The sequence below is a fragment of the Streptomyces sp. SS1-1 genome, assembly GCF_008973465.1.
Lineage (GTDB): Bacteria > Actinomycetota > Actinomycetes > Streptomycetales > Streptomycetaceae > Streptomyces.
In genome coordinates, this window is the sequence record NZ_WBXN01000004.1 from 3746549 (window position 1) to 3770154 (window position 23606).

Genomic DNA, 23606 nt, shown 5'->3' on the forward strand with positions numbered 1-23606 from the left:
CCGAAGCGGTGCGGGCCCCCGTCCGCCCGCCGGGGCCCGGGGCGCGGGGAAACGGTGGGGAGGCGATCATGGGCTGCCCGGTAGGCTTGGGGGGAGTTTCACGTGAAACAAAGCCTCTCCTTCACGGGAACCACGCCCCCGATCCGCGAAGACTGGATGAACGACGATGCATCGGTACAGGTCCCACACCTGCGGCGAGCTCCGCTCCTCTGACGTCGGCACCGACGTCCGGCTGAGTGGCTGGCTGCACAATCGGCGCGACCTGGGCGGCATCCTCTTCATCGATCTGCGCGACCACTACGGCATCACGCAGCTCGTGGCCCGCCCCGGCACCCCCGCCTACGAGGCCCTGGACAAGGTCTCCAAGGAGTCCACGGTCCGCGTCGACGGCAGAGTCGTCTCCCGCGGCGCCGAGAACGTCAACCCCGACCTGCCCACCGGTGAGATCGAGGTCGAGGTCGGCGAGGTCGAGCTGCTCGGCGCCGCCGCCCCGCTGCCGTTCACGATCAACGCCGAGGACGGGGTGAACGAGGAGCGGCGCCTGGAGTACCGCTTCCTCGACCTGCGCCGCGAGCGCATGCACAAGAACATCATGCTGCGGTCGTCGGTCATCGCCTCGATCCGCTCGAAGATGGTCGCCCTCGGCTTCAACGAGATGGCGACGCCGATCCTGTCGGCGACCTCCCCCGAGGGCGCGCGTGACTTCGTCGTCCCGTCCCGTCTGCACCCGGGCAAGTTCTACGCCCTGCCGCAGGCGCCGCAGCAGTTCAAGCAGCTGCTGATGATCTCGGGCTTCGACCGCTACTTCCAGATCGCGCCCTGCTTCCGCGACGAGGACGCCCGCGCCGACCGCTCGCCGGGCGAGTTCTACCAGCTCGACGTCGAGATGAGCTTCGTCGAGCAGGAGGACGTCTTCCAGCCGATCGAGAAGCTCATGACCGAGCTGTTCGAGGAGTTCGGCAACGGCCGCCACGTCACCTCGCCGTTCCCGCGCATCCCGTTCCGCGAGGCGATGCTCAAGTACGGCTCCGACAAGCCGGACCTGCGGGCCCAGCTCGAACTGGTCGACATCACCGACGTCTTCGAGGGCTCGGAGTTCAAGGCGTTCGCCGGCAAGCACGTGCGCGCGCTGCCGGTGCCGGACGTCTCCGGCCAGCCCCGCAAGTTCTTCGACCAGCTCGGCGACTACGCGGTCTCGCAGGGCGCGAAGGGCCTGGCCTGGGTGCGCGTCGGCGAGGACGGCTCGCTGACCGGCCCGATCGCCAAGTTCCTCACCGAGGAGAACGTCGCCGAGCTGACCAAGCGCCTCGCGCTGGCCCCCGGCCACGCGGTGTTCTTCGGCGCCGGCGAGTTCGACGAGGTCTCGAAGATCATGGGCGCGGTCCGCGTCGAGGCCGCCAAGCGCGCCGGCCACTTCGAGGAGAACGTCTTCCGCTTCTGCTGGATCGTCGACTTCCCGATGTACGAGAAGGACGAGGAGACCGGCGCGATCGACTTCTCGCACAACCCCTTCTCGATGCCGCAGGGCGGCCTGGAGGCCCTGGAGACCCAGGACCCGCTGGACATCCTCGGCTGGCAGTACGACATCGTCTGCAACGGCGTCGAGCTGTCCTCCGGCGCGATCCGGAACCACGAGCCGGAGATCATGCTCAAGGCGTTCGAGATCGCCGGCTACGACCGCGAGACGGTCGAGGAGAAGTTCGCCGGCATGCTGCGCGCCTTCCGCTTCGGCGCCCCGCCGCACGGCGGCATCGCCCCCGGCGTCGACCGCATCGTGATGCTCCTCGCCGACGAGCCGAACATCCGCGAGACGATCGCCTTCCCGCTCAACGGCAACGCCCAGGACCTGATGATGGGCGCGCCGACGGAGCTGGAGGAGGCCCGGCTGAAGGAGCTGCACCTGTCGGTGCGCAAGCCCCAGCCGAAGTAGGCGGAACGCACGAAGGGCGGTGGCCCGGAACCGACAGGGTCCGGGCCACCGCCCTTCGTCGTGGATGCCCTCCGGTCATTCCTCGGGCTCGGGAGGCGGCCGGAGGGCCTCTTCCTCCAGCAGGCGCTCGGCGATGTCGTCGGCCCAGGCCCGGATCCAGCGGCGCAGCGCCGGCGCGGCGTCCTCGGGGAGTCCCCGGGCGGTGAACTCCCGGTCGTCCAGGAGGTCCGTCGCCTCCAGACGGGACTGCAGGTCGGCGGGGTCGAACGCGTCCCAGGCGTGCCGGCGGCCCTGCTCCTCCAGGTCGGGGAAGGTCCAGCCGGGCGCGGCCAGGTACACGTCGACGACGTCCCGGGCGGTGCCCCGGTCGGCCAGGGCGCGGACCTTCGTGCCGATGACGTCCTCCAGGGCGAGCGCCGGGCCCAGGTCGGTGGTGACCGGAGGCCGCCAGAGGGTCTCCTTGACGACGTCGACCGTGCGGTCCTCGCCGGTGTCCGGGTCCGTGACGAGCAGCCGCGCCGACAGCGGGTCGGTCTCCACCGGGCGGACCTCCCAGCCGCGTTCGGCGAGACCGGCGCGCAGCACGGCCGCGACCCGGTCCATGGGTTCGGCGGTCTGCGTGGCGACCTCCACCGGACGCGGGCGGCGCGGCCCGCGCCGGCGCCGGTGGTCCTCCGCGCCCGGCAGTTCCAGCGCCTGCGCGCGCGGGGGTGCCTCCCGCCGCGGGTCGGGGGCGAGCCCGTGGGCGCGTACGGCGCACTCGCCGGCGAGGACGAGCGCGTAGCGGGCGCCCACGGTCAGGACGTCGTCGGTGAGATGGCGGCGGCTGGGGATCATGATCCGCCGATTATGGTCCTTACTTGGCGACGAACTGCGTCAGGATCGCCTGCACCTCGTAGATGTCGACGCCCTTGGTGAACGTCTTCTCGATCGGGACGGAGTTGCCCGACACCCAGATCTTCAGCTCGGCGTCGAGGTCGAACGTGCCGGCCGTCTCCACCGCGAAGTGCGTGATGCTGCGGTACGGGATGGAGTGGTACTCCACCTTCTTCCCGGTGATCCCCTGCTTGTCGACCAGGATCAGCCGGCGGTCGGTGAACAGGATGGTGTCCCGTATCAGCAGATACGCGGCGTGCACCTGCTCGCCGTGCCCCAGCAGCCGCGCGTAGTCCTGCTGCGCCTGCCCCTGGTCGATCGTGTGCGCGTTGCCGAACAGTGCCATGGATGGCCCCCCTTGGTAGGCCAGCCATCGTAGGGGATCAGGTGTCGTAGGAGCCGTCCCACGGCTCGCCGAAGCCCAGGTGGTCCGGGTACAGCTCGGCCCAGCCCTCCCCGTCGTCCTCTCCGGTCACCAGGCCGAACAGGACGTTGTCGACGGTCAGTTGGAAGGGCCGTACGGCGATGTTCGTGTACGTGCGCCGCGGGAGGCCGCGCAGCCGGGTCGCGAGGTGCACGCGGGCCCGGGAGAGCACCGAGTCCGGGCCGTCGGGGTCGCGCTGCTGCTCGGCCCAGGTGCCCGCGCACCAGATCTCCGAGTCGCGGTACGTCCCGTCGGTCTCGAAGGTGTGCAGCACCGCGTAGAGGCGTTTCTGTTCTTCCCACCCGGGACCGAGCTCGAAGCCCTTGGGGAAGGCGTAGGTGACGGACCCCATGAACTGCCCGTCTTCGTAACAGCCGATCGCCTCGGTGCGGCCGTGGGGCTCGTAGGCGATCGGAATGACCTCTGGGACTGCCATGGCGAAAACCATACGGTCGTTCCGGGGGTGGTGGTGGCGGTGGGGTCCGATCGTTGCCGAGTGATGGGGCGATTGTTCTTTATGGTCCCGAGTTGGTGTGGGTCTCGGGTCCTTCCTCGTAGCGGGGAAGTCCCTCCGTGGAGATCGTCCAGCCGGCGATGGTGACGTCCTCGCCGTAGACGAAGTCCTTGCGGGTGGCGTAGCGCGGGCCGTCGGAGGTGGCGTGGATGTCGCTGAGGACGGCACCCTCACCCGTGCGGGGATCGAAGATCGCATAGACGGGGACGCCGATGAGGGGGTAGTCACGCAGCTTGGTGACCCAGTCGTTGTCCGGGTTGGAGCGGGAGACGATCTCGACGGCGGCGATGAGCGTGCGGGGATCGAAGGACCCCTGTCCCTCCATGTCGGCCTCGGCGATCACCATGAGGTCGGGGCGGCGCATGATGCCTTCCGGCACCATCTCGATGCCCTCATGTCGAGGACGATGCCTTCCTTGGTGATCTCGAACCTGCCCGGCAGGGTGCCGTCCGTGAACTCCACGAAGTCGCGCATGGCCCGGTACAGGAGCGTCGCTGTCATGCGAGGCACCCTTCGGCTTGTCGAGCGGAGCGGCAGTCGCGGCAGTGGCCTGGGGTGGGGGCGCGGAAGGCTCGGTCGCAGCCTTCGCAGGTCTGGAGGGGGTGGCGGGGCTCGGGGGCCGGTGCGGCCGGGGGCCTGACCGGGGGCGGGGGTGGGAGTTGGGCGGTCAGGCGGTGGGCCAGGAGGGCGGCCGGGCGGATCAGGGGCTCGTTCGGCAGGTTCTCGGTGAGGGCGTGGCGTACGGCGGTGGGGGCGACGTCGCGCTCCAGCCAGGCGGCGACGCCGGGGGCGAGGTGTTCGGCGTCGGTGGCGGACAGGAGCAGGCGCGGGTCGTGGCGGCGCAGGACGGACAGGACGTCGACGGCTTGCTGGAGCAGGGCGCTCCAGGGGCGCGACGGCTGGGGTACGGCGGGCAGCCGCTTGCGGGGCGCGGGTTCCTCGGGGGACGTGCGCCGGGCGGGCCTGCGGGTGGTCTGCTCGCGGGAGCCCCGGTGGCCCGGCCGGTTGCAGGAGACCGTGCGGGTGATGATCCGGCCGGTGGCCGTGCGCTCGCGGGTGCGCCGCAGGTAGCCGTGCGTCTCGAGTTCCCGCAGGGCGGCGGCGATCCGGGTGGGGCCCTCGGGGAAGCGGGCGGCGAGGGTCTTGATGTCGACGGCGGTCCCTCGCCGCACCGACTGGATGTAGCAGGCCAGTCCGATGGCGAGCAGGGACAGGTCCTGGTGCTGGGCCAGGTCGTTGCCGATCACCGTGAAGTTCTCGGTGTGGCGGACGTGGTCGTGGACGACGCCGGCGATCCGGTGCCCGTCGGGGTGGTTCTTGCCCGGGATACGGGACTGGGGGCGCGCGGGCGCGCTAGGGTTTTCGGTGTCCATCGGGAAGCCGTTTCTTCCTCGGTGGTCAGGCCCTCGCCTTGGGAGTGCCAGTCCCGGCGAGGGCCGTCGCATGTCTGGGGGTTGTCGTGTGCTGGTGCTGCTGGCGCTGAGCGTAAGGCAGGCAACCGGGCCCAGATCCAGCCCACTTGGGCATATTCACTCGCGGGAGTGAGTTTGCCCGGCGGGAGGGAGGGGTGGGGCTTGGCGGGGTGCTTTCTCCCTGGTGGGTGGTTCATAGGGACCGCAGGTGGGACCGGAGTGTGGGTCTTCACGTTCCGGTGGCTCATCGGTGGCGAGGGTGACCTCGGCCCAGACGGTCTTGCGGGGTGGCAGGCTGCGGGTGACGCCCCAGCGGTCGGCGAGGGCGGCCACGAGGGTCAGGCCACGACCTGACTCGGCGGTCGGGTCGGGGCGCCGGTGGCACGGAATATCGTCACCGCGCGTGTCCGTGACCTCGATGCGGAGCGTCCCCCCGACCACGTAGAGCAGGAGCTGGAAGTTCCGTCCGGGGACGCGTCCGTGGGTGGCCGCGTTGTTCGCCAGCTCGGCCACGATGAGCTGGGCCGGGTCTAATGGCAGTCCCCAGGCCAGGAGTTGCTGGGTGGCGAGCAGGCGGGCGAGGCGGGCGCCGCGGGGTGTCGGGGACAGCAGGACGCTGAAGTTGCGGATGGCGTGTTCGGGGGCGACGAGCTTCTGAGTCACGTCACTCAGCGTGGCCGACCACACCTACCGTGGGGAGTGACGCCGCGGTTGCGTACGGTGACTGTCCGGTCGTTGTCCGGTGCTGTCCGGGCCTGTCGGGTCGTTGCGCACGGGTAGGGCGTCGCTGGTACGAGGCGGGACGACGGAGGGGTGCGCATGCTGAGGACGGAGGCCGACGAGCTGGGGTGGGAGGTCGACCCGGACGACGAGTGGGGCGTGGCCGTGGTCGCCACCGTGGGACGGCAGTTGAAGCTCCGGCGCGAGGCGGTGGGGATGCGGGCCGGGGAGTTCGGCAGGGCGGTGGGGCGGCGAGGACCTCGTCTACAAGATCGAGAGCGGGAAGCGGATTCCCCGGCAGGAGTATCTGGACAGAGCGGACGAGGTGCTGGGGGCGGGTGGGCTGCTCGCGGCGATGAAGGAGGACGTGGCGAAGGTCCGGTATCCCAAGAAGGTCCGGGATCTGGCGCAGATGGAGGCGCGGGCGGTGGAGATCGGGGTGTACGAGTGCAACATCATCGCCGGTCTGCTGCAGACACCGGAGCACGCTCGGGCGGTCATCAAGGCAGCGCAGCCGCCCTACTCGCTGGACGACGTCGAGCGCATGGTGGCCGCGCGGCTGGCCAGGCAATCGGTCTTCGACCGGGACCCGGCTCCGTCGATCCACTTCGTCCTGGAAGAGGCCCCACTGCGTCGGCGGGTCGGGGGCACAATGGTGTGGCGGCGGCAACTCGAACGTCTGTTGGAGGTGGGGCGGTTGCACTACGTCACGCTTCAGGTCATGCCGACGAACACCGAGCCCCATCCCGGCCTGGACGGCAGGATCGAGTTGCTGAAATTCCCGGACGGTGCGGCGGCGGGCCGGTCTGACGGCGCGTTCAACGGGCGGCCGATCACCGACCCGAAGCAGCTCCGCATCCTTGAGCTGCGGTATGGCACCATCCGGGCGCAGGCTCTCTCGTCGAGGGAGTCGCTGGCCTTCATCGAGCAACTGCTGGGAGACACATGATCCACAAAGCATCAGCCGTGGGCGCCTCCGAACTGACGTGGTTCAAGAGCAGTTACAGCGGCGGCACTGACGGCGAGTCCTGCGTCGAGCTCGCTACTTCCCCGGGCGCTGTTCACGTCCGTGATTCCAAGGACGTCGATGGGCCACGCCTCGGCCTCGCCCCGCGGGCCTGGGCGGCTTTCGTGGCGTTCGCCGCGGGGCGCTGACAGGGACGTTCGGCCAAGGTCCCTACCGAAGAGTTGTCGGCCCTGATCGAGCGAGTGCGGGAGAGACATGAACCGTGAGACCGAGTTGGTGTGGTTCAAGAGCAGCTACAGCAGCGGCACGGACGGCAACTCCTGTGTCGAGCTCGCCCTTGCCCCCGGCGCCGTGCACGTCCGGGACTCCAAGTACGGCGAAGCCGGCCCCCGCCTCGCGCTCGGGGCGCGGGCGTGGGCCGGCTTCGTGGGGTGGCCGGCGTCGGACTACTCGCCGCCGAAGCGCTCCTTGTAGAGCTCCAGGTCGTCGTCCGTCAGCTTGGCGAAGAGGACCGGCGGGACGATGAAGGGGGTGCCGACCGGGACGGCGGTCAGGGACCTGGCCTCGTCCGGGGTCACCCAGGTCGCCGTGTCGTCCGGCAGGGAGAACGCCTGACGCATGGCCTTCGACGTCGTCGGGATGAACGGCTCCGACACCACCGCGTACAGGTGGATCAGGTTCATCGCCGTGCGCAGCGTCAGCGCCGCCGCGTCCTTGTCGGTCTTGATCTCCAGCCAGGGGGCCTTCTCCTCCAGGTAGGAGTTGCCCGCCGACCACAGCGCCCGCAGGGCCGCCGCCGCCTTGCGGAACTGCAGCGACTCCATGTGCGACTCGTACTCGGCGAGCAGCTCCGCGATCTGCTCGCCCAGCTTCGTCTCCGCCTCACCGGGCTCGCCGCCCGCCGGGACCTCCTCGCCGAAGCGCTTCTTCGAGAAGGACAGGACGCGGTTGACGAAGTTGCCCAGGGTGTCGGCGAGGTCCTTGTTCACCGTCGCGATGAAGTGCTCCCACGTGAACGACGCGTCGTCCGACTCGGGGGCGTTGGCGATCAGGAAGTAGCGCCAGTAGTCGGCGGGCAGGATCTCCAGCGCCTGGTCGGTGAAGACACCGCGCTTCTGGGAGGTCGAGAACTTGCCGCCGTAGTACGTCAGCCAGTTGAACGCCTTGACGAAGTCGACCTTCTTCCACGGCTCCCGGATGCCCAGCTCGGTCGCCGGGAACATCACGGTGTGGAAGGGGACGTTGTCCTTCGCCATGAACTGCGTGTAGCGGACGTCGGTGTCGACGTCGTACCACCACGACTTCCAGTCCCGGTTCTCCGGGTCCTGGTCGGCCCACTCCTTCGTCGACCCGAGGTACTCGATCGGGGCGTCGAACCACACGTAGAAGACCTTGCCCTCGGCCGCCAGCTCCGGCCAGGTGTCGGCCGGGACGGGCACGCCCCAGTCCAGGTCACGGGTGATCGCCCGGTCGTGCAGGCCCTCCGTCAGCCACTTGTGGGCGATCGAGGAGGCCAGGTGCGGCCAGACGCCGTCGTGACGGGACACCCACTCCGCGACCTCGTGCTGCAGCTTGGACTGGAGGAGGAAGAGGTGCTTGGTCTCGCGGACCTCCAGGTCCGTGGAGCCGGAGATCGCCGAGCGCGGCTCGATCAGGTCGGTCGGGTCCAGGACGCGCGTGCAGTTCTCGCACTGGTCGCCGCGGGCCTTGTCGTAGCCGCAGTGCGGGCAGGTGCCCTCGACGTAGCGGTCCGGGAGGAAACGGCCGTCGGCCGGGCTGTAGACCTGGCGGATCGCGCGCTCTTCGATGAAGCCGTTCTCGTGCAGCTTGCGGGCGAAGTGCTGGGTGATCTCGACGTTCTCCTGGCTGGAGCTGCGGCCGAAGTGGTCGAACGCGAGCGAGAAGCCGTCGTAGACCGCCTTCTGCGCGTCGTGCGCCTGGGCGCAGAACTCCGCCACCGGGAGGCCCTGCTCCTTCGCGGCGAGCTCGGCGGGGGTGCCGTGCTCGTCGGTGGCGCAGATGTACAGGACGTCGTGGTCACGCTGGCGGAGGTACCGGGAGTACACGTCCGCCGGGAGCATGGACCCCACCATGTTGCCCAGGTGCTTGATCCCGTTGATGTACGGAAGGGCGCTGGTGATGAGGTGTCGAGCCATCGCGGGCTGCTCCCAGGTCGTTACGTGGGGTGACGGGTGCCGGGTTCCGCGGCCGCTGCCGTCACTTTCGAACCTTGAAATGGTAGCCGACATGGGCGAGCCGCCCGTCTCCCGTTCTGAGGGGTGGGAAGCGGGCGGCTCGGTTTCCTACGGGTTGTAGCTGGGTCCGGCGGTCCTACGGGCGCCAGGACGACAGGATGCCGTCGTAGAGCTGGTCGTCCGTGAGCTCCAGGGGGGACTCGCCCGCGAAGAACGTGGCGGTGTTGCCCGTCTTCAGCTTGCGGAGGTAGTCGAACGCCTTCTGCTCGGGGTCTCCGAAGGCGACGATCGAGAAGAAGACGTTCGGGTGCTTCTTCGCCGCGTCCGTGAGGGCCTGGTTGGCCGGGGTCTTGGCGTCGGGGGCGCCGTCCGTCTGGAAGACGACCAGGGCCGGGGTGCCGGGGGCCGTCTTGGCGTGGTGGGCGACGACCTCCTCGACGGCCACGTGGTAGCTGGTACGGCCCATGCGGCCGAGGGCGGCGTGGAGCTCGTCGATCTTGTTCTCGTGCTCGGTGAGGGTGAGGTCGCCGGTGCCGTCGAGTTCGGTGGAGAAGAAGACGACGTGGACGGTCGGGTCCTTGTCGTCCAGGTGGGCGGCGAGGGCGAGGGTCTGCTCGGCGAGGGCCTGGGCGGAGCCGTCCTTGTAGTACGGGCGCATGGAGGCGGAGCGGTCGAGGACGAGGTAGGTCTTGGCGCGGGTGCCGGTGAGGTTGTGGGTGGCGAGTGCCTTGCCGGCGGCGGTGTGGGCGGTACGGAGGTTTGTGGGGACGGCTGTCTCGGCCTCGGCTTCGCCTTGGGCTCCGCCGGTGGGGGCGGCGGTCTCGGCCTCGGCTTCGCCTTCGGCCTTTTCGTTCCCACCCGCACCACCCGTGACGCTTTCGTCGTCGGCTGCCGGTGGCCCCTGTGGGGCTTCCTCGTCGTCGGCGGCTGCGGCCGGTTCCTCGGGCTGCGTCTCCGTGACGGGCTCCGGCTGCTCCTCGGCCTTCGCGGCCTCGGGCTCCGGGGCCGCCTCAGGCTCGGGCTCCGGGGTGGTCTCGGCGACCGGCTCCGGCTCCGGCTCGGGCTCCGGGGTCGTCTCGGCCACCGGCTCGGCCACCGGCTCGGGCACCGGCTCGGGCTCCGGCTCCGGGGTCGGCTCCTCGGCCTTCGGGGTCTCCGGCTCCGGCTCGGGGGTCGTCTCGGCCACCGGCTCGGGGGCCGGGGTCGCCTCGGCCACCGGCTCCGGCTCCGGCTCGGGCTCCGGGGTCGGCTCGGCCGCCGGCTCCGGTTCCGGCTGAGCTGCCGCCGGAGGCGTCTGCTTGGGGACCGTGACGTTGTCGAAGGCCGCCGACACCAGGTCGTGCTCGTTGTCGTCCGGTTCCGCTGCCGCCGGCGTAGGCGTCGGCTCGGACGTGCGCTGTTCCGGGACCGTCGTCGTGGCGGTCGGCTGCGGTTCCTGCGAAGGAGTCGCACCCTCCGCCTCGGCGGTCCGCCCCTTGCGTGACCGGCCGAACGCGTTCCGCAGGAGAGTGAGAATGCCCATGTGCGCAACCCTTCGCGTGAGTTGATGCCCGTAGATCCCTGGCCAGGACGGACACGTAAGGTTAGCGGCCCCTGGTGGTGATCTTGGGGAGGGGTGAACACAAGCTCTTTCGCCCGTCAAGGCCGCATCGAGCCGCCTGCCGGGACGGGCGGCGGACGCCGGTCGCCGTCGTGTTCCAGCCAGTCCCGGTACGCCGGTGCCTGCCGGGCCGCCTCCCAGTACGCCTCCTCCAGCGCGGGGTAGACGCCGTCGAGGTCGGTCTCCGCGCGGGCGGCCAGCAGCAGCCGTACGCCGAGGGGGTCGCCGCGCAGCCGGCGTACGGCCATGGTGGGGCTGTCGGCGTGGGTGGGCTGGCAGACGGTGACGACCTCGCCGGTGGCCACCAGGGCGTCCGCGGTGTAGTAGTCGCCGTGCAGGACCTGCGGGCTGACGCCGGCCGCCCGGAACATCCGCTGGACCGCGTCCCACTCGCCGTCGACGGTGGGGTCGACCATCCAGCGGTCCCCGGCGAGGTCGCGCAGATCGACCTCGTGCCGGGCGGCGGCCGGGTGGTCGGCGGGCAGGGACACGAACTGCGGTTCGCGGTCCATCAGCACGCGCAGCCGCAGCTCCGGCGGGATGCGCAGGGGGCAGCCCTCCACCTCGTGCACGAAGGCGACGTCCAGCTGTCCGTCGGCGACCATGCGCAGCAGGGCGTTGGGGGAGACGTTCATGTGGAGGCTGGGGTCCTGGCCGTGACCGCGCAGCCGCCGCAGCCAGCCCGCCAGGGCCTTGCTCGCGGTCGAGCCGACCCGCAGGGTGGCGCCGCCCAGCGCGGCGGCCCGCGCCTCGGTGACGAGGGCGCGCATCTCGGACACCAGGGGGCGGGCGCGGCTGAGGACGAGACGGCCCAGCGGGGTGGGCCGGCAGCCGGTGCGGGCCCGCAGGAACAGCTCGCCGCCCAGCTCCTGCTCGATGCGGCGCAGTTGTGTGCTCAACGATGGCTGGGCGACGCCCAGTTGCCGCGCGGCCCGGTGCAGACTGCCGGTGTCGGCTATCGCGCACAGCGCGCGGAGGTGTCTCACCTCGAGCTCCATGCCTGGGGAGACTAAAGCGGAAGGACTGGTTTCACCAGCCACCCAAATCCCCTCCGAACACGGCGAATCGGGGCCCTGATAGGCCCGTGCTATCGCCGATTGCCATCATCACAGCGGCTTTTCGGACGCGGACACTCGCCATGACGACTCACCCCCCACCTAGGAGTCATCCATGCGCGTGTCCTTCGTCATGTCCGCCCGCACGACGGCGGCGGCCGCTCTCGGTGTCGCGGCCCTCGGCCTCGGCATGGTCGCCCCGGCGTCCGCGGCCCCCGCCCCCGTGCACGCCGGCTTCACCGCCGGTTCGGCCGACGCCGACGCCTCGGAGGCCTTCTTCCAGGCCGTGCTGAAGTCGGTCGCCGAGAAGCAGGCGGACCGTCCGACGGCCGCCGCGGCCGTCACCGTCGTCTACGACGCCTCGGGCGCGCCCACGTTCAGCGCGCAGATAGCCCGCAGCGCCCAGATCTGGAACAGCTCGGTCTCCAACGTCAAGCTCCAGTCCGGTTCGAACGCCGACTTCACCTACCGGGAGGGCAACGACTCGCGCGGCTCGTACGCCTCGACGGACGGGCACGGCCGCGGGTACGTCTTCCTCGACTACCAGCAGAACCAGCAGTACGACTCCACCCGCGTCACCACCCACGAGACGGGTCACGTCCTCGGGCTGCCGGACCACTACGAGGGCCCGTGCAGCGAGCTGATGTCGGGCGGCGGCCCCGGCACGTCGTGCACCAACTCGCAGCCGGACTCCAACGAGCGGGCCCGGGTCGAGCAGCTGTGGGCCAACGGGTTCGCCGCCGCGCTCGACAAGGCCCTCGGCAAGGGAGCCCTCAGGTAGGCGGTTCCCGCCCCCGTTCCACCCCCCACATGACGCGGCCGCCCTCCTGCACAGGGCGGCCGCGCCCATGTCGTCAGCCGGGCCGCCCGTGCAGGGTGAGGTCGGCGAGCAGGGCGCGGTGGTCGGTGCCGGGCAGGTCGAGGAAGCGGGCGGCGCGCACGGAGAAGTCCCGGGAGAGCAGTACGTGGTCGATCTGCGCGCCGAACGGGGGTGCCGTACGGACCGGCCAGCTCGGGGTGCGGTCGTGGCCGCCGAGCCGGGCCGCGTCCCCCAGACCGGTGTCGAGGATGCGGCGGAAGGCCGCGTGGTCCTGGGAGGCGTTGAAGTCCCCGGCGAGCACGAGCGGGGTGCGGCCGCGCCCGGCGGCGAGGTCGCGCAGCCGGCCGAGTTCGCGGTGCCAGGGCCCGGTCCGGCCGGGCAGCGGCGGCATGGGGTGCGCGAGCTGGAGCCGTACCGGCCGCCCCCGGACGTCGGCGACGGCGCCCGGCATGGCCATGGTGCCGTCGACGCCCTCGGCGGGGGTGAGCGGGAACCGGCTGAGCAGCACCGAGCCGTGGGAGCCGGCGGCCACGTCCGCCACCCGGTGCGGATAGGCGCGGCCGAGCTCCCGGCGCAGGACGGCGTCGCAGGTCTGCTCGCACTCCTGGACGAACACGAGGTCCGGTCGCTCACGGCGGACGGCGGCGGCCAGCGCGCCGGCCGCGTGCCCGAACTCGACGTTCGAGGTCAGGACGCGCACGGAGGCCAGCGGCGGTCCGTCCGGCCGCCGGCTCTTGCCGTACGGCTCGATGAACCAGGCCAGCAGCCCGAGCAGCGCGACCGCCCAGACCAGGCCGGTCCACCAGCGGGCGAGCAGCGCGAGCAGCAGTCCGGCCACGGTGGGCACGAGCAGCCAGGGCAGGAAGGCCAGGAACTGCGGGACGGGGGTCAGGGCGTCGGTGTCGGCGGCCCGGCAGGCGACGACGACGGTGACGGCGAGCAGCAGCGGCGCGGCGAGCCACCACCCGGCCCCGTGGCGTCGGCGTCCGTTCTGGTTCCCCCGGTCGGTCACGGCGACGACGTTACGAGGTGGGGTGCGCGGGTGCCAGGAGCACCGGGTGCCCCCCGGGCCCCGTCAGACCCGGGCGCGCGCCGGCGGGGCGGCGGGGTCCGTGGCGGGCCGGGCGGCCTCCCGGCGCCGGGCCAGGTGGCCGGCGAGGCGGGCCGCGAGGGCCACGGCGAGGCCGAGGACGACCAGCGACCAGGCCACCGAGCGCAGCGGCTGGGTCAGCGCGTCGTACACGGCTCCGGCGGCCGGGCGGTGGGCGGCCTCGGACAGGTCGGCGAGGGTCAGCCGGCGGCCGAGGGACACGGCGAGGACCAGGAGCGCGCCGCCCAGGGCCGTGCCGAGCGCGGTCGCGGTGACCGCGCGGCGGCGGCAGGCGGCGACGGCGATCCCGGTCACCGCGAGCACGGCGGCGGCCACGGGCAGCCAGAGACCGGCGACCTCCAGCACGTCGTACCCCTTCCTGAGCCGGGCCAGCTCGTCGGCGCCGAGCACGGGCACCTCGGTGTGCTCGACCGGGATGTGCCGGGCGACGGTCACGTGGTCGTCCAGCAGCCGCTCCTTGACCTGCGCGGTGATCGGCGCGAGGTCGACGGTGACGGGGCCCGCGCGGCCGTCGCGCAGGGCGTCCAGGACGGCGTCGTGGACCGCGCGGTTGCCGGCGTCCCAGGCGGTGCGGAACGTCGCGGTGCGGGTGAAGGAGTCGGCCGCGTCCCGGACGAAGGGGCGGACCGTGCCGGGCGCGGGAGCCGCGGGCGCCCCGGCCAGCCGCCGGTCGACCTCGCGCATGATCCCGGTGCCCAGGGCGTCGGCGGCAGCCCGCCGTACGGCCGGGTCGGAGGAGAGCGGCGCCATGGCCGTGACGTAGCGGCCGGTGTCGGCGAGCCCGTACGCGGCCCAGGCCGCCGACGCGCCGAAGGGCAGGAGGAGGCACGACAGCGCGATCAGCGCCGCCGACAGACCGTCACGCAATCGGGTGGACACCCCTCAAGCGAAGGACCGCGCGGCCCGGGGCGCCCGCCGGGTGCCTGCATCCGGGCGCACGGTTCCCTCTCCGGTGGAGGCTCCGGTGGAACGTTCACCCGAACGGGTGACTCAGGTGCGCCGGCCCTCGGCGTCCTCGTGCGTGTAGTAGCGGTAGAACAGCACGACGAAGCAGGCCGCGCCGAACACGACGCCCATCAGGGACGACCTGACCACGCTGTGGCCGGTCTGGGCGTACAGGAACCCGAGCGCGCTGCCGGTGAAGGCGGCCCACAGGATCGCGTGCATCTCGCGCCGCATCTGGCCGGAGACGGCCCGGACGGCGACGAACAGCAGCATGAACACCGCCGCGGAGACGAAGCCCAGGAGCAGGTTCCAGCCGGTGATCTCGCCGCCGGAGCGGCGGTCGGCCGCCACCCAGTAGCCGTAGATCAGACCGAGGACGACCGGGAGGGCCACGTGCGCGACTTGGTGCGCGCGCGGGCTGAGGATGTCGGTCGCCGGCCGCCGGTTCGCCGTGCGCCGCCGGGACGCGGGTGCCGCATGAGCCATGAGAGCACTCCTTCCTCTCCGCCCCCGCCCTCCAGAGCACACCTGGGGCGGCGGCCTGGCAAGTCGGCGTCGGACGCCGGCTCGGTGTCGCCGGCCCGGGTACCCGGATGCGGCCCACCGGACGCCGTGTTTCGCTGAGGCGCATGAGGGCCGTCAGCGACGGTGAGGTCAGCCCGCTGGGTGACATGCGCCGGGCGCGGCCGCTTCGTGTGCGGGGCAGGAGCGTGGCCTGGGTGCCGCCGCTGCTGCTGCTCGTCGGCATCGTGGTCGTGGACTTCTGGACCAGCCGTGACTTCCGCATCCTGTCCTGGATCGTGCTGGTGCCCGGCATCGCGGCCGCGATCTGCGGGGTGTGGGGGACGGCCGTGTTCGCCGTGCTCGCGCCGCTGACGTACATCGCCGCCGACGCGCTGCTGCCGCACCAGTTCCAGGCCGGTCTGCCCGACCTGGTCCTCGCCGCCATGGGCGGTGTCCTCGCCGTGCTGGCCTGCGCGGTCCGGGTGCGCGGCGAGGAGCGGATGCTGCACATCGAGGACGTGGCGGCCACCATCCGGCGCACCGTGCTGCGCCCGCTGCCGCCCGGCTGGGGCGGTCTGGAGCACGCGGCCGTCTATCTCGCCTCCGACAGCGAGGCCCGGGTCGGCGGCGACTTCTACGACATCCAGACCGGGCCGTACGGCACGCGCGTCATCCTCGGCGACGTCCAGGGCAAGGGGCTCGGCGCGGTCGAGGTGGCCGCCGCGCTGCTCAGCACGTTCCGGGAGGCCGGCTACCACGAGCCGGACCTGCGGACGATCGCGGCGCGGCTGGAGGTGGGGCTCGAACGGCATGTGCGGATGCGGGCCGCGCTCGGCCGGGACGACGACGACCGGTTCGCGACGGTCGTCCTGGTCGGGTTCCCGGACCGGGAGCCGGAGACCGTCGAGGCCCTCGTGCTCGGGCATCACAGCCCGCTCGTCATCGGGCCCGACGGAGTCCGGGAGATGTGGTGCCGTGCCCACCTCCCGGTCGGGATGCGCGAGCTCGACCCGTCCGCCGGGCCGCCGCCGGTGCTGCGGGCGCCTCTGCGGTACGGCGAGACGCTGCTGATGACGACCGACGGGGTCACCGAGGCACGGGACGGCCGCGGTGTCTTCTTCCCGCTGGCCGGCACGGTCGCCGAAGCCGTCGCCGCCGATCCCGGTCTGGCGCAGCCGGGCCGGCTGGTCGACTTCGTCCGGGAGAGCACGCTGCGGCACAGCGGCGGGCATCTGAGCGACGACACCACGGTGTTCGCGGTCCGGCGCATCCCTCCGGCGGGGAAGGAGCAACCGGAGGACGGACGCTCGCCCGGCTGAGATCCCCTTCCCGCACACACAGCGGTTACGGTGCTGCCATACGTGATCGACGGGGGACGGGGAGGGACCGATGCCCGGAACAGTGCTGCTGCTCGCCGCCGCTCCGGCCGGCCGGGGGCGTCTGGTGGACGCCGCCTCCGTGCTCCCGGTACTGGCCGCCGTGCCGCCGCCCGTGCTGGCCGGCACCGACACGGCGAACGTCGTGGAGCTCGCCGACCCGCTGGAACCGCAGGCCGTCCTGACCCGGCTGCGGGCCGCCGCCGTCTCCCCCGGCCCGCTCACCGTGTTCGTCACCGGCCAGCTGCACCTGGACCGGCGCCAGCGGCTGCCGCATCTCGCGCTGGCCCGCTCGACGCCGGCCACGATCCGCTACACGGGCCTCCCCTGGCACTGGTTCCGGGACGAACTGCGCCTGCGGCCGCCGGGGTCCACGTCCCTCCTGCTCGATCTGCACGCCGACGCCGAGACCTGGGAGTGGCTGCGCGCCCACCCCCTGGACTGCGGGCGCGGCACCACCGTCCTCGGCCGGATCGCGCCGCCGCCGGGCCGCCGCGCGCCGGCCGGCCCCGTCTACATGAAGGCGGTGGCCACGCTGCTGCGCAGCGGGCTCCGGCCGCCGCTGGACCGGCTCCACGAGCAGGCGCTGGCGCGGATCGCGCCGGACGCCGGGGTGGGCGTCGACCTGGTGCTGAGCGCGTACCCTCCCGCGCCGGGCGACCCGCACGCCGCGATCTCCGACGCCGCGCGGGCCGGGCGGCACGCGGAGGCGGACGCGCTGGCCGCCGGGCACGAGCGGACGGCCGTGCACACCCACGGGCCCGCCTCCGAGCAGGCCCTGCACTGGATCGAGGTCCGCGCGGACCTGGCGATGCTGGCGGGGGACCCGGTGCGCAGCTGCCGTACCTGGCTGACGGTCGCCTCGGCGCGGCTGACCGCCGGTCAGTCCCCGGACGCGCCCGCGGTGGAGTCGGCGGTCGACCACGCCCATCACCAGTGGCGCCGGATCGACGACCCGGCGCTCGCGCGGGAGCTCGGCCCGATCCTGGTGGAACTGCGCAGCCGGGTGCCGGGCCGCCGGCGGGGCGCCCTGGAACACGTGCACCGGCAGTTGCGGCAGCTCCAGGTCAGCGGGTGACGACCCGGCCCGGACGCGTGGTGATTCCGTGAGACCTACCGCGCGGGGGCCTGCGGAATGACATGCTGAAACCGCTGCTGTGCCGGTTTCGGCTCCATCGCTCTCGCCGGGCCCGCGTTGGCCGCCAGGATCAGGGTCGTCACGGCGACCACCGCGGCGGCGACGCCCCGGGTGTAGCGCTCGGTGGTGCTGGTGCGTTGCTGCACGGCGACCTCGCAACAGCCAAGGGTTAACCACGTTTAATACGCGGTTTAACCTAGGGGCTGTCGCAGTGGAACGGCAAGGGCGCCAGGGGGAGTTGAGCGTGTCGGACCGTGATGATCCGGGGACCATCGGACGGCGGGTGCAGCAGTTGCGCGCCGACCGGGGCCTGACCCAGCGGCAGCTGGCCGAACCGGCGTACACCCCCGCCTACATCTCCACCCTGGAGGCGGGCCGGGTGCGCGCCTCCGACGAGGCGCTGCGGCACATCGCCGACCGGCTCGGGGTCGCCTTCGAGGAGCTGGCCACCGGCCGCCCCGCCCATCTCGTCACCGATCTGCGGCTGCGGCTCACCGAGGCCCAGCGCGTCCTCGCCGCCGGGGACACCGACGCGGCGGCCGTCCAGTTCACCGCCCTGCTCGCCGAGGCGACGGCCCACGACCTCCCCGAGGAGCGGGCCGCCGCGCTGATCGGGCTCGGCGACTGCGGTCTCGACGCCGGTGAACTGGACGCCGCGCGCGGTCACTTCGAGCAGGCCGAGCAGGTGCTCACGGCGGCCGGGGCACCGCTGCCCGCCCGGGCACCGGCCGTGCGCGGGCGGGCCGTCTCCCACTACCTCACCGGGGAACTCCGGTACGCCGTCTACCTCCTGGAGTCCGCCCTCGACGAGCTGAACCGCGGCGGACTGCACGACCCGGACGCCCTTCTCCTGCTGTACGCCAGCGTCATCGGGCCCTACATGGACATGGGCGCCCACGCGCGCGCCGCCCAGGCCGCCGAGTACGCCCTGGCCCTCGCCCCGCAGGCCGGCGACCCGGCGCTGGTGGCCCGGATGCACCGGTCCGTGGCCCGCACCCTGCTCGCCGAGGGCCGGATCGCCGAGGCCGACGCGTCGCTCGCGAAGGCCGCCGAGCTGTACCGGCAGCTCCACATCCGCACCGAGCTCGCCAACTGCCACTGGATGCGCGGCTACGTCTACGCCCAGAACGGCGACCTCGAGCGCGCCGAGGCGGAGATGCGCGAGGCGCAGACCATGCTGACGGCCCAGCGCGCCGCGCTCTACACCAGCCAGGTCGCCGTCGAACTCGCCGACGTGCTGCACCGGCGCGGCAAGTCCGCCGAGGCCGCCGCGCTGCTCCACGAGGTCCTCAGCGACCTCAGCTCCGAGCGCGGCGCGCTGCACTCCGCCGCCGCCCACCGGCTGCTCGGCATCATCGCCGAGGACTCCCGGGACACCGAGGCCGCCGAGGAGCACTACGTCCGCGCCCTGAGCCTGCTGGAACGCGCGGGCGCGGCCGGCGACCTGGCCGACCTGTGCCGCCTCCTGGGCGACCTGTTGCGCCGCACCGGCCGCGTCGAAGCGGCCCTGGACGCCTACCGCACGGGCCTCGGCCACCGCACGGCCCCCGGCACGACGACCCTGGGCCCGGCCCCGGCACAGCCGCCGTTGTGAGGGGGCGGGGCGCGCTTCCCCGCGCCTTCGCACCGGGCGTGCTCCCGGTCCCGCCGCACGAGGGCCCGGCACCGGGTTTCGGGGGGTGGGGGCCGGGTAGTCGGGGCTGGTGGTCGGGAGCCGTCGGATCTCTGCCCGTTGCCACACCGGGAGGCATCCGTGCGGCGCAGAGACGATCACCGTGATCCGGGGCCGGAGCGGCGTGCCGAGCACGTGATCGCCGACCGGCTGCGCGGTGCCGGTCCCGGCGAGGCGCCGGTGCGGCTGTGCCGGGCCGCCGTCGACCTGCTGCCCGTGACGGGCGCCAGCGTGTCGCTGCACCACGACGGGATGCCCCTCCAGCTCGGCGCGACCGGCCCCCGGGCCGCGTACGTGACGGAGATCCAGGCCACCCTGGGCGACGGCCCCTGCCAGTCGGCCGCCCTCAGCCGCGCCCCCGTGCTCGCCGGCGATCTGACGGCCGGCCGGGACGTGGCACGCTGGCCCGTCTTCGCCGAGCAGGCCACGGCGGCCGGAGTGCGGGCGGTGTACTCGCTGCCCCTCGGCGACGCCCACGTCTGCGTCGGCACCCTCGACCTCTACGGCGACACCCCCGGCGAGCTGTCCGGCCCGGAGCTGCGCACGGCCCGGCTGGTCGCCGGGATGCTGACGCTGGCCCTGATGGACCTCCCGCACGCCGACATCACGGGCGAGCAGGGCGAGGAGGTGTGGCTGGGCGGCCTCGCCGCCGACCACGACCCGCTCTACCAGGCCACCGGCATGATCATGGCCCAGCTCGCCGTCGGCACGGACGAGGCGCTGGCCCGGCTGCGGGCGCACGCGTTCGCCGAGGGCCGTACCGCCCTCGACGTCTCCCAGGACGTGGTGGCCCACCGGCTGCGCTTCGACACCGAATGAACCCCGGCGGCCCGGACGGCGTCCTCCACGGCATGGAGACGATGGCAGTGATCTTCGCGGTGGCCGCCGGCGTCCTGCTCCTGCTGAGCATGCAGAGCCGGATGTCCCAGGCGGAGCGGCGCGCGGCACGGATCGAGCACAAGCTGGACCTGATCCTCGGGCACCTGGGGCTGGCGGAGGAGGACCCGCGCCTGGCCGAGGTGGCGGCGCTGCTGCGGGACGACAAGAAGATCCAGGCGATCAAGGTCTACCGGGAGATCACCGGCGCGGGTCTCGCGGAGGCCAAGGACGCCGTGGAGCGCATGGCCTGACGAGGCGCTCCCGGAGTCAGACCTCGGCCCGGCCCCGCTTCCTGACCTCCTCCAGCCGGCTCGTGCCCAGCTCGACGGCGGTCAGCGTGGCGTCGGACGGCACCTCGCCGAGGCTGCCGTTGGTGACGGCGATCGCGTCGTCGCCCACCCGGACGGCGGCCACGTCCAGGGTGAGCCGCGGCGCGTCCTCGTACTCCGAGACGGCGCCGACGACGATCCGCAGGGCCTGCCGGGCGTCCCCGATCTCCGGCAGGTCGACCGCCCCGACCTCCACGGACAGCGGCCCGCCCGCCGCGGCTGCGGTGAACGACCCGCACCGCTCCGGCAGTTCCGCGAGCCGCCGCAGCGCCTGGTCCAGGGCGTCCGGGCGGTGGGCGACGACCTGGTAGCGCAGCTGGGCGCCGCCCCACTCGTCGTCCAGCCCGACGGCCGCCCGTGCGGTGGCGTCGGGGCCGAAGATCTCGTCCGCGTACAGCGCGTCGAGCAGGGCCCCGCACTCCGCGGGCTCGGCGGTCGCCTTCAGCATGGCCTCCCGCCAGGTCGCGAAGCCCCGCGTGGGCACCCACGACTCCCCGAGGTCGGTCTCGGTGACGAGCGCGTCCCTGGCCTGCGCCTCGGTGAGCGTCGGCGCGGCGGCCGGGGACTGCGAGGCGGGGACGCTCACGGGCGGCGGCGCGGCCTGTTCCTGACCGGCGAGCGCGCACGAGGAGACGGACAGCAGGGCGGCGGCCGAGAGCGCCGGGGCGACGAGTGCACGGGCCGGATTACGGGGCATCGCAGGGCCTCCCTGGGCTGGCGTGAGGGACGCGCTCAAGATCGGCACGTGTTCCCACGGCACCACCGCGGGCCCCGCCCCACCAGCGCGCCGGGCCGTCCGGGTGACACCGGGGCCGTGCGGCCCGCCGCGTACGCCACCCGCCCCGAACAGCGGAGACGCCGCATGACGCCGCACACGCGCATCCGCGTGGCGACGCCATACGGCGACGCACTCCACCTGTACGACACCGTAAGGTCGGTTCGTAGGGCCCGCCACCGCACTGCTCCAGACAGGAGAACCGCCGTGACGAACGACGGCCGGCCGATCCCGGTGATCATCGACTGTGACACGGGCGTGGACGACGCCCTCGCGCTGCTGTTCGCGGTACGCCATCCGGGGCTGGACCTGCGCGCGGTGACCTGCGTGGCCGGCAACACGGACGTGGACGGCGTCGTGCGCAACACCCTGACCGTGCTGGAGGTGGCCGGCGCCCCCGACATCCCGGTCGCCCGCGGGGCCGCCCGCCCGCTGATCGAGCCGTCCCGCTCCGCCCGGCACGTGCACGGCGACGACGGCATGGGCGACATGAACCTGCCCGCCCCGACCCGCGCCCCGTCCGCCCTCGGCGCGGTGGACCTGCTGCGCCGGGAGATCCTGGCGTCCCCGCGCCCGGTGACCCTGATCCCGACGGCGCCCCTCACCAACATCGCCCTGCTGCTGCGCACCCACCCCGAGGTCACCGACAGCATCGAGCGGATCGTCTTCATGGGCGGCGCGGTGGCCTGCGGAAACGCCACACCGGTCGCGGAGTTCAACGTGTGGCACGACCCGGAGGCCGCGGCGATCCTGCTCACCGCCGGGGTGCCGATCACCATGTACGGCCTGGACGTCTTCCAGCGGGTCGTGGTGCCGGGCGCGGACGTCCGCGCGCTGCGGGACAGCGCGGAACCGGGCGCCCGGCTCGCCGGGAACCTGCTCGCGCACCGGCCCGCCGCACCGGACGTCGACGGCGACCCGGAGGCCGGCGGCATCGGGGACGCGGGCGCGGTGTGCGCGGTCGTGGACCCGGCGGGTCTCACGACCCGGCTGCTCCCGGTGGAGGTCGCCCTGGCGCCGGGGCCCACCCGCGGCCAGACCCTCGTGGACCGGCGCGTCCGCCCCGGCGAGTCCGAGATCCACGCCGGGCTGCGCGAGCAGTCCCTGGTGGACGTGGCCCTCGACGTGGACGTGGACCGGTTCGTGAAGCTCTATCTGGAGACGGTCGCGGGCGTCTGACGGACCGTCCGCCACCACCCCGCACGCACGCACACGCACGGGGGCCCGGGGCGGTGAACCCCGGGCCCCCGTCGGCGTCCTCGCTCAGGAGCGGACCGAGCGGCGCCGCTTGGAGGCGACGACGAACGCCGCGCCGCCCGCGACCAGCACCACGGCGCCGAGCGCGATCGGGCCGGTCGCGCTGCTGCCACCGGTCTCCGCGAGGTCACCGCCGCCGCCCTGGGGCTTCGGCGCCGGCGCGCTCGTGGAGGCGGACGGCTCCGGGGCCGGCGACTCGTCACCCGGCGTCCCGGTGGCGGGCGGGGCCGTCTCCTCGGCCGGGGTGGACGGCGCCGGCTCCGAGGGAGTGCCGGGCTCGGTGGCGGGCGGCTCCTCGGTGGCCGGCGGTTCGGCCGTGCAGTCCTTCGTGCCGCCGTTCCAGGCCGCGATCAGCTTGTCCTTGATGACCGGGCGGTCCGGGCCCTTGGGCAGGTCGCCGTGCTCGAAGCCGTCGTTCGCGTCGTGCTTTCCGTCGAACTTCACGGCCCCGCGGTAGAGGTCGATCTGCGCGAAGCAGCCGGCGTCCGGGACGGCGATGTCGAGGGTGTCGGTGGCGCCCGGCTTCACCGTGACCGTGTCGAAGTCGACGAGGACCTGCTCGCCGGAGGTGGCGAAGGACGAGCCGTGCGCGAGGTAGGACGCGAGCGAGGCGGTGCAGGTCGAGGCGTCGGAGGCGGCGCGCACGGTGATGTGGGCCTTGCCGTCGCCGGTGATCTTCAGGTTCTGGTCGTCGACCTTCACGGAGGCCGTGAAGTGCGTGCCGTCGAGCGAGAACTCGCAGCGGTCGGTGGCGGTCCGGGTGCCGGCGCCGGTGCCCGGCCGGTAGCTGCCGCCGGAGTTCCAGCCGTCCCCGCCGGAGCCGTGGGCCCAGGCGCCGGCGGCGGAGGCGACGGTGGCCGCGCACAGGGCGAGCGACGCGGCGCCCGCCCCCAGCAGGCGCCGTCCGGTGACACGTCTCGCTATGGACATGCGTATCCCCTCGTGGGGTGGAGAGTGGTCGGAGAACACTGGGCCCACTGGTCACATGCGCCACAGCGTCAGCACATCGTCTTGGGGTGGATCACTCGTGTCAACCTGCGGAAACACAAGGGAAGTTCAAACGGTCATCACAATCTCGTCACACGAGGAATGATTCGATCCGCTCTG

24 protein-coding genes and 2 pseudogenes are annotated in these 23606 nt (G+C 72.9%); 11 read left to right on the top strand and 15 right to left on the bottom strand.

The window, feature by feature from the left end:
* Positions 1–166: 166 nt before the first annotated feature.
* The gene (aspS, locus tag F8R89_RS18445) at positions 167–1930 is read left to right on the top strand and encodes an aspartate--tRNA ligase (RefSeq protein WP_151785004.1); all 1764 of its coding nucleotides are present in this window, start codon (positions 167–169) and stop codon (positions 1928–1930) included.
* A 75-nt stretch (positions 1931–2005) separates the two neighbouring features.
* On the opposite strand, the gene F8R89_RS18450 is transcribed toward aspS, so the two are convergent.
* The 6 genes and pseudogenes from F8R89_RS18450 to F8R89_RS18475 form a co-directional block, all read right to left on the bottom strand.
* The gene (locus tag F8R89_RS18450) at positions 2006–2767 is read right to left on the bottom strand and encodes a nucleotidyl transferase AbiEii/AbiGii toxin family protein (protein WP_151785005.1); all 762 of its coding nucleotides are present in this window, start codon (positions 2765–2767) and stop codon (positions 2006–2008) included.
* A gap of 19 nt (positions 2768–2786) precedes the next feature.
* Positions 2787–3152 carry a PH domain-containing protein gene (locus F8R89_RS18455; RefSeq protein WP_151785006.1) on the bottom strand — a complete coding sequence of 122 codons (366 nt, stop codon included), beginning with the start codon at positions 3150–3152 and terminating at the stop codon, positions 2787–2789.
* 37 nt (positions 3153–3189) lie between these two features.
* Positions 3190–3666 (bottom strand): hypothetical protein, encoded by a 477-nt coding sequence (locus F8R89_RS18460; RefSeq protein WP_151785007.1) that lies wholly within the window; start codon positions 3664–3666, stop codon positions 3190–3192.
* A 79-nt stretch (positions 3667–3745) separates the two neighbouring features.
* Positions 3746–4218, bottom strand: a pseudogene (locus F8R89_RS18465) (Uma2 family endonuclease).
* A 23-nt stretch (positions 4219–4241) separates the two neighbouring features.
* Positions 4242–5117: a helix-turn-helix domain-containing protein gene (locus tag F8R89_RS18470; protein ID WP_151785008.1), complete on the bottom strand. Its 876-nt coding sequence runs from the start codon at positions 5115–5117 to the stop codon at positions 4242–4244.
* 156 nt (positions 5118–5273) lie between these two features.
* Entirely contained in the window at positions 5274–5819 is a 546-nt protein-coding gene (locus F8R89_RS18475; protein ID WP_151785009.1) for an ATP-binding protein, read from the bottom strand.
* A gap of 156 nt (positions 5820–5975) precedes the next feature.
* On the opposite strand from F8R89_RS18475, the pseudogene F8R89_RS18480 reads away from it, so the two are divergent.
* The 3 genes and pseudogenes from F8R89_RS18480 to F8R89_RS18495 all read left to right on the top strand — a co-directional run bounded on the left by F8R89_RS18480 (position 5976) and on the right by F8R89_RS18495 (position 7317).
* Positions 5976–6825: pseudogene (locus tag F8R89_RS18480) on the top strand (helix-turn-helix domain-containing protein).
* The gene (locus F8R89_RS18485; RefSeq protein WP_151785010.1) at positions 6822–7031 is read left to right on the top strand and encodes a DUF397 domain-containing protein; all 210 of its coding nucleotides are present in this window, start codon (positions 6822–6824) and stop codon (positions 7029–7031) included. Before F8R89_RS18480 ends, F8R89_RS18485 begins: the two are co-directional and overlap by 4 nt.
* A gap of 67 nt (positions 7032–7098) precedes the next feature.
* Positions 7099–7317 (top strand): DUF397 domain-containing protein, encoded by a 219-nt coding sequence (locus F8R89_RS18495; protein WP_151785011.1) that lies wholly within the window; start codon positions 7099–7101, stop codon positions 7315–7317.
* Here the strand turns inward: F8R89_RS18495 and metG are convergent.
* The 3 genes from metG to F8R89_RS18510 all read right to left on the bottom strand — a co-directional run bounded on the left by metG (position 7290) and on the right by F8R89_RS18510 (position 11636).
* Positions 7290–8999: a methionine--tRNA ligase gene (gene metG / locus F8R89_RS18500; RefSeq protein WP_151785012.1), complete on the bottom strand. Its 1710-nt coding sequence runs from the start codon at positions 8997–8999 to the stop codon at positions 7290–7292. The genes F8R89_RS18495 and metG overlap by 28 nt on opposite strands.
* A gap of 175 nt (positions 9000–9174) precedes the next feature.
* Positions 9175–10560: a VWA domain-containing protein gene (locus F8R89_RS18505; RefSeq protein ID WP_151785013.1), complete on the bottom strand. Its 1386-nt coding sequence runs from the start codon at positions 10558–10560 to the stop codon at positions 9175–9177.
* A gap of 116 nt (positions 10561–10676) precedes the next feature.
* Positions 10677–11636: a LysR family transcriptional regulator gene (locus F8R89_RS18510; protein WP_151785014.1), complete on the bottom strand. Its 960-nt coding sequence runs from the start codon at positions 11634–11636 to the stop codon at positions 10677–10679.
* A 172-nt stretch (positions 11637–11808) separates the two neighbouring features.
* On the opposite strand from F8R89_RS18510, the gene snpA reads away from it, so the two are divergent.
* Entirely contained in the window at positions 11809–12474 is a 666-nt protein-coding gene (snpA, locus tag F8R89_RS18515; RefSeq protein ID WP_151785015.1) for a snapalysin, read from the top strand.
* 73 nt (positions 12475–12547) lie between these two features.
* Here snpA and F8R89_RS18520 read toward each other — a convergent pair whose 3' ends face one another.
* The 3 genes from F8R89_RS18520 to F8R89_RS18530 all read right to left on the bottom strand — a co-directional run bounded on the left by F8R89_RS18520 (position 12548) and on the right by F8R89_RS18530 (position 15055).
* Positions 12548–13525 carry an endonuclease/exonuclease/phosphatase family protein gene (locus F8R89_RS18520; protein ID WP_151785016.1) on the bottom strand — a complete coding sequence of 326 codons (978 nt, stop codon included), beginning with the start codon at positions 13523–13525 and terminating at the stop codon, positions 12548–12550.
* 63 nt (positions 13526–13588) lie between these two features.
* Complete coding sequence (locus tag F8R89_RS18525) at positions 13589–14503, bottom strand: hypothetical protein (RefSeq protein WP_151785017.1); 915 nt, start codon at positions 14501–14503, stop codon at positions 13589–13591.
* Between the two features lie 111 nt (positions 14504–14614).
* Positions 14615–15055 (bottom strand): hypothetical protein, encoded by a 441-nt coding sequence (locus F8R89_RS18530; protein ID WP_151785018.1) that lies wholly within the window; start codon positions 15053–15055, stop codon positions 14615–14617.
* 143 nt (positions 15056–15198) lie between these two features.
* On the opposite strand from F8R89_RS18530, the gene F8R89_RS18535 reads away from it, so the two are divergent.
* Both F8R89_RS18535 and F8R89_RS18540 read left to right on the top strand, forming a co-directional pair.
* The gene (locus tag F8R89_RS18535; protein WP_151785019.1) at positions 15199–16392 is read left to right on the top strand and encodes a PP2C family protein-serine/threonine phosphatase; all 1194 of its coding nucleotides are present in this window, start codon (positions 15199–15201) and stop codon (positions 16390–16392) included.
* Between the two features lie 70 nt (positions 16393–16462).
* Entirely contained in the window at positions 16463–17527 is a 1065-nt protein-coding gene (locus tag F8R89_RS18540) for a hypothetical protein (RefSeq protein ID WP_151785020.1), read from the top strand.
* A 35-nt stretch (positions 17528–17562) separates the two neighbouring features.
* Here F8R89_RS18540 and F8R89_RS36215 read toward each other — a convergent pair whose 3' ends face one another.
* On the bottom strand, positions 17563–17733 hold the full coding sequence (locus F8R89_RS36215; RefSeq protein WP_192806163.1) for a hypothetical protein: 171 nt from the start codon (positions 17731–17733) through the stop codon (positions 17563–17565).
* Between the two features lie 98 nt (positions 17734–17831).
* On the opposite strand from F8R89_RS36215, the gene F8R89_RS18545 reads away from it, so the two are divergent.
* The 3 genes from F8R89_RS18545 to F8R89_RS18555 all read left to right on the top strand — a co-directional run bounded on the left by F8R89_RS18545 (position 17832) and on the right by F8R89_RS18555 (position 20389).
* Positions 17832–19181 (top strand): helix-turn-helix domain-containing protein, encoded by a 1350-nt coding sequence (locus tag F8R89_RS18545; protein WP_151785021.1) that lies wholly within the window; start codon positions 17832–17834, stop codon positions 19179–19181.
* A gap of 159 nt (positions 19182–19340) precedes the next feature.
* Positions 19341–20078 carry a GAF and ANTAR domain-containing protein gene (locus F8R89_RS18550; protein ID WP_151785022.1) on the top strand — a complete coding sequence of 246 codons (738 nt, stop codon included), beginning with the start codon at positions 19341–19343 and terminating at the stop codon, positions 20076–20078.
* A gap of 32 nt (positions 20079–20110) precedes the next feature.
* Positions 20111–20389, top strand: coding sequence for a ribosomal protein L7/L12 (locus tag F8R89_RS18555; RefSeq protein WP_151785023.1), 279 nt, complete (start codon positions 20111–20113; stop codon positions 20387–20389).
* A gap of 16 nt (positions 20390–20405) precedes the next feature.
* On the opposite strand, the gene F8R89_RS18560 is transcribed toward F8R89_RS18555, so the two are convergent.
* Positions 20406–21164, bottom strand: coding sequence for a hypothetical protein (locus tag F8R89_RS18560; protein WP_151785024.1), 759 nt, complete (start codon positions 21162–21164; stop codon positions 20406–20408).
* Between the two features lie 285 nt (positions 21165–21449).
* On the opposite strand from F8R89_RS18560, the gene F8R89_RS18565 reads away from it, so the two are divergent.
* Positions 21450–22421: a nucleoside hydrolase gene (locus F8R89_RS18565; RefSeq protein ID WP_225994427.1), complete on the top strand. Its 972-nt coding sequence runs from the start codon at positions 21450–21452 to the stop codon at positions 22419–22421.
* A gap of 84 nt (positions 22422–22505) precedes the next feature.
* Here F8R89_RS18565 and F8R89_RS18570 read toward each other — a convergent pair whose 3' ends face one another.
* On the bottom strand, positions 22506–23429 hold the full coding sequence (locus F8R89_RS18570; protein ID WP_151785026.1) for an LAETG motif-containing sortase-dependent surface protein: 924 nt from the start codon (positions 23427–23429) through the stop codon (positions 22506–22508).
* Positions 23430–23606 lie beyond the last annotated feature (177 nt).

Bases quoted from the DNA above. Each gene is read 5' to 3' on its own strand.
- aspS (WP_151785004.1), top strand. From the start codon at position 167: ATGCATCGGTACAGGTCCCACACCTGCGGCGAGCTCCGCTCCTCTGAC.
- F8R89_RS18450 (WP_151785005.1), bottom strand. From the start codon at position 2,767: ATGATCCCCAGCCGCCGCCATCTCACCGACGACGTCCTGACCGTGGGC.
- F8R89_RS18455 (WP_151785006.1), bottom strand. From the start codon at position 3,152: ATGGCACTGTTCGGCAACGCGCACACGATCGACCAGGGGCAGGCGCAG.
- F8R89_RS18460 (WP_151785007.1), bottom strand. From the start codon at position 3,666: ATGGCAGTCCCAGAGGTCATTCCGATCGCCTACGAGCCCCACGGCCGC.
- F8R89_RS18470 (WP_151785008.1), bottom strand. From the start codon at position 5,117: ATGGACACCGAAAACCCTAGCGCGCCCGCGCGCCCCCAGTCCCGTATC.
- F8R89_RS18485 (WP_151785010.1), top strand. From the start codon at position 6,822: ATGATCCACAAAGCATCAGCCGTGGGCGCCTCCGAACTGACGTGGTTC.
- F8R89_RS18495 (WP_151785011.1), top strand. From the start codon at position 7,099: ATGAACCGTGAGACCGAGTTGGTGTGGTTCAAGAGCAGCTACAGCAGC.
- metG (WP_151785012.1), bottom strand. From the start codon at position 8,999: ATGGCTCGACACCTCATCACCAGCGCCCTTCCGTACATCAACGGGATC.
- F8R89_RS18505 (WP_151785013.1), bottom strand. From the start codon at position 10,560: ATGGGCATTCTCACTCTCCTGCGGAACGCGTTCGGCCGGTCACGCAAG.
- F8R89_RS18510 (WP_151785014.1), bottom strand. From the start codon at position 11,636: ATGGAGCTCGAGGTGAGACACCTCCGCGCGCTGTGCGCGATAGCCGAC.
- snpA (WP_151785015.1), top strand. From the start codon at position 11,809: ATGCGCGTGTCCTTCGTCATGTCCGCCCGCACGACGGCGGCGGCCGCT.
- F8R89_RS18530 (WP_151785018.1), bottom strand. From the start codon at position 15,055: ATGGCTCATGCGGCACCCGCGTCCCGGCGGCGCACGGCGAACCGGCGG.
- F8R89_RS18535 (WP_151785019.1), top strand. From the start codon at position 15,199: ATGAGGGCCGTCAGCGACGGTGAGGTCAGCCCGCTGGGTGACATGCGC.
- F8R89_RS18540 (WP_151785020.1), top strand. From the start codon at position 16,463: ATGCCCGGAACAGTGCTGCTGCTCGCCGCCGCTCCGGCCGGCCGGGGG.
- F8R89_RS18555 (WP_151785023.1), top strand. From the start codon at position 20,111: ATGGAGACGATGGCAGTGATCTTCGCGGTGGCCGCCGGCGTCCTGCTC.
- F8R89_RS18560 (WP_151785024.1), bottom strand. From the start codon at position 21,164: ATGCCCCGTAATCCGGCCCGTGCACTCGTCGCCCCGGCGCTCTCGGCC.
- F8R89_RS18570 (WP_151785026.1), bottom strand. From the start codon at position 23,429: ATGTCCATAGCGAGACGTGTCACCGGACGGCGCCTGCTGGGGGCGGGC.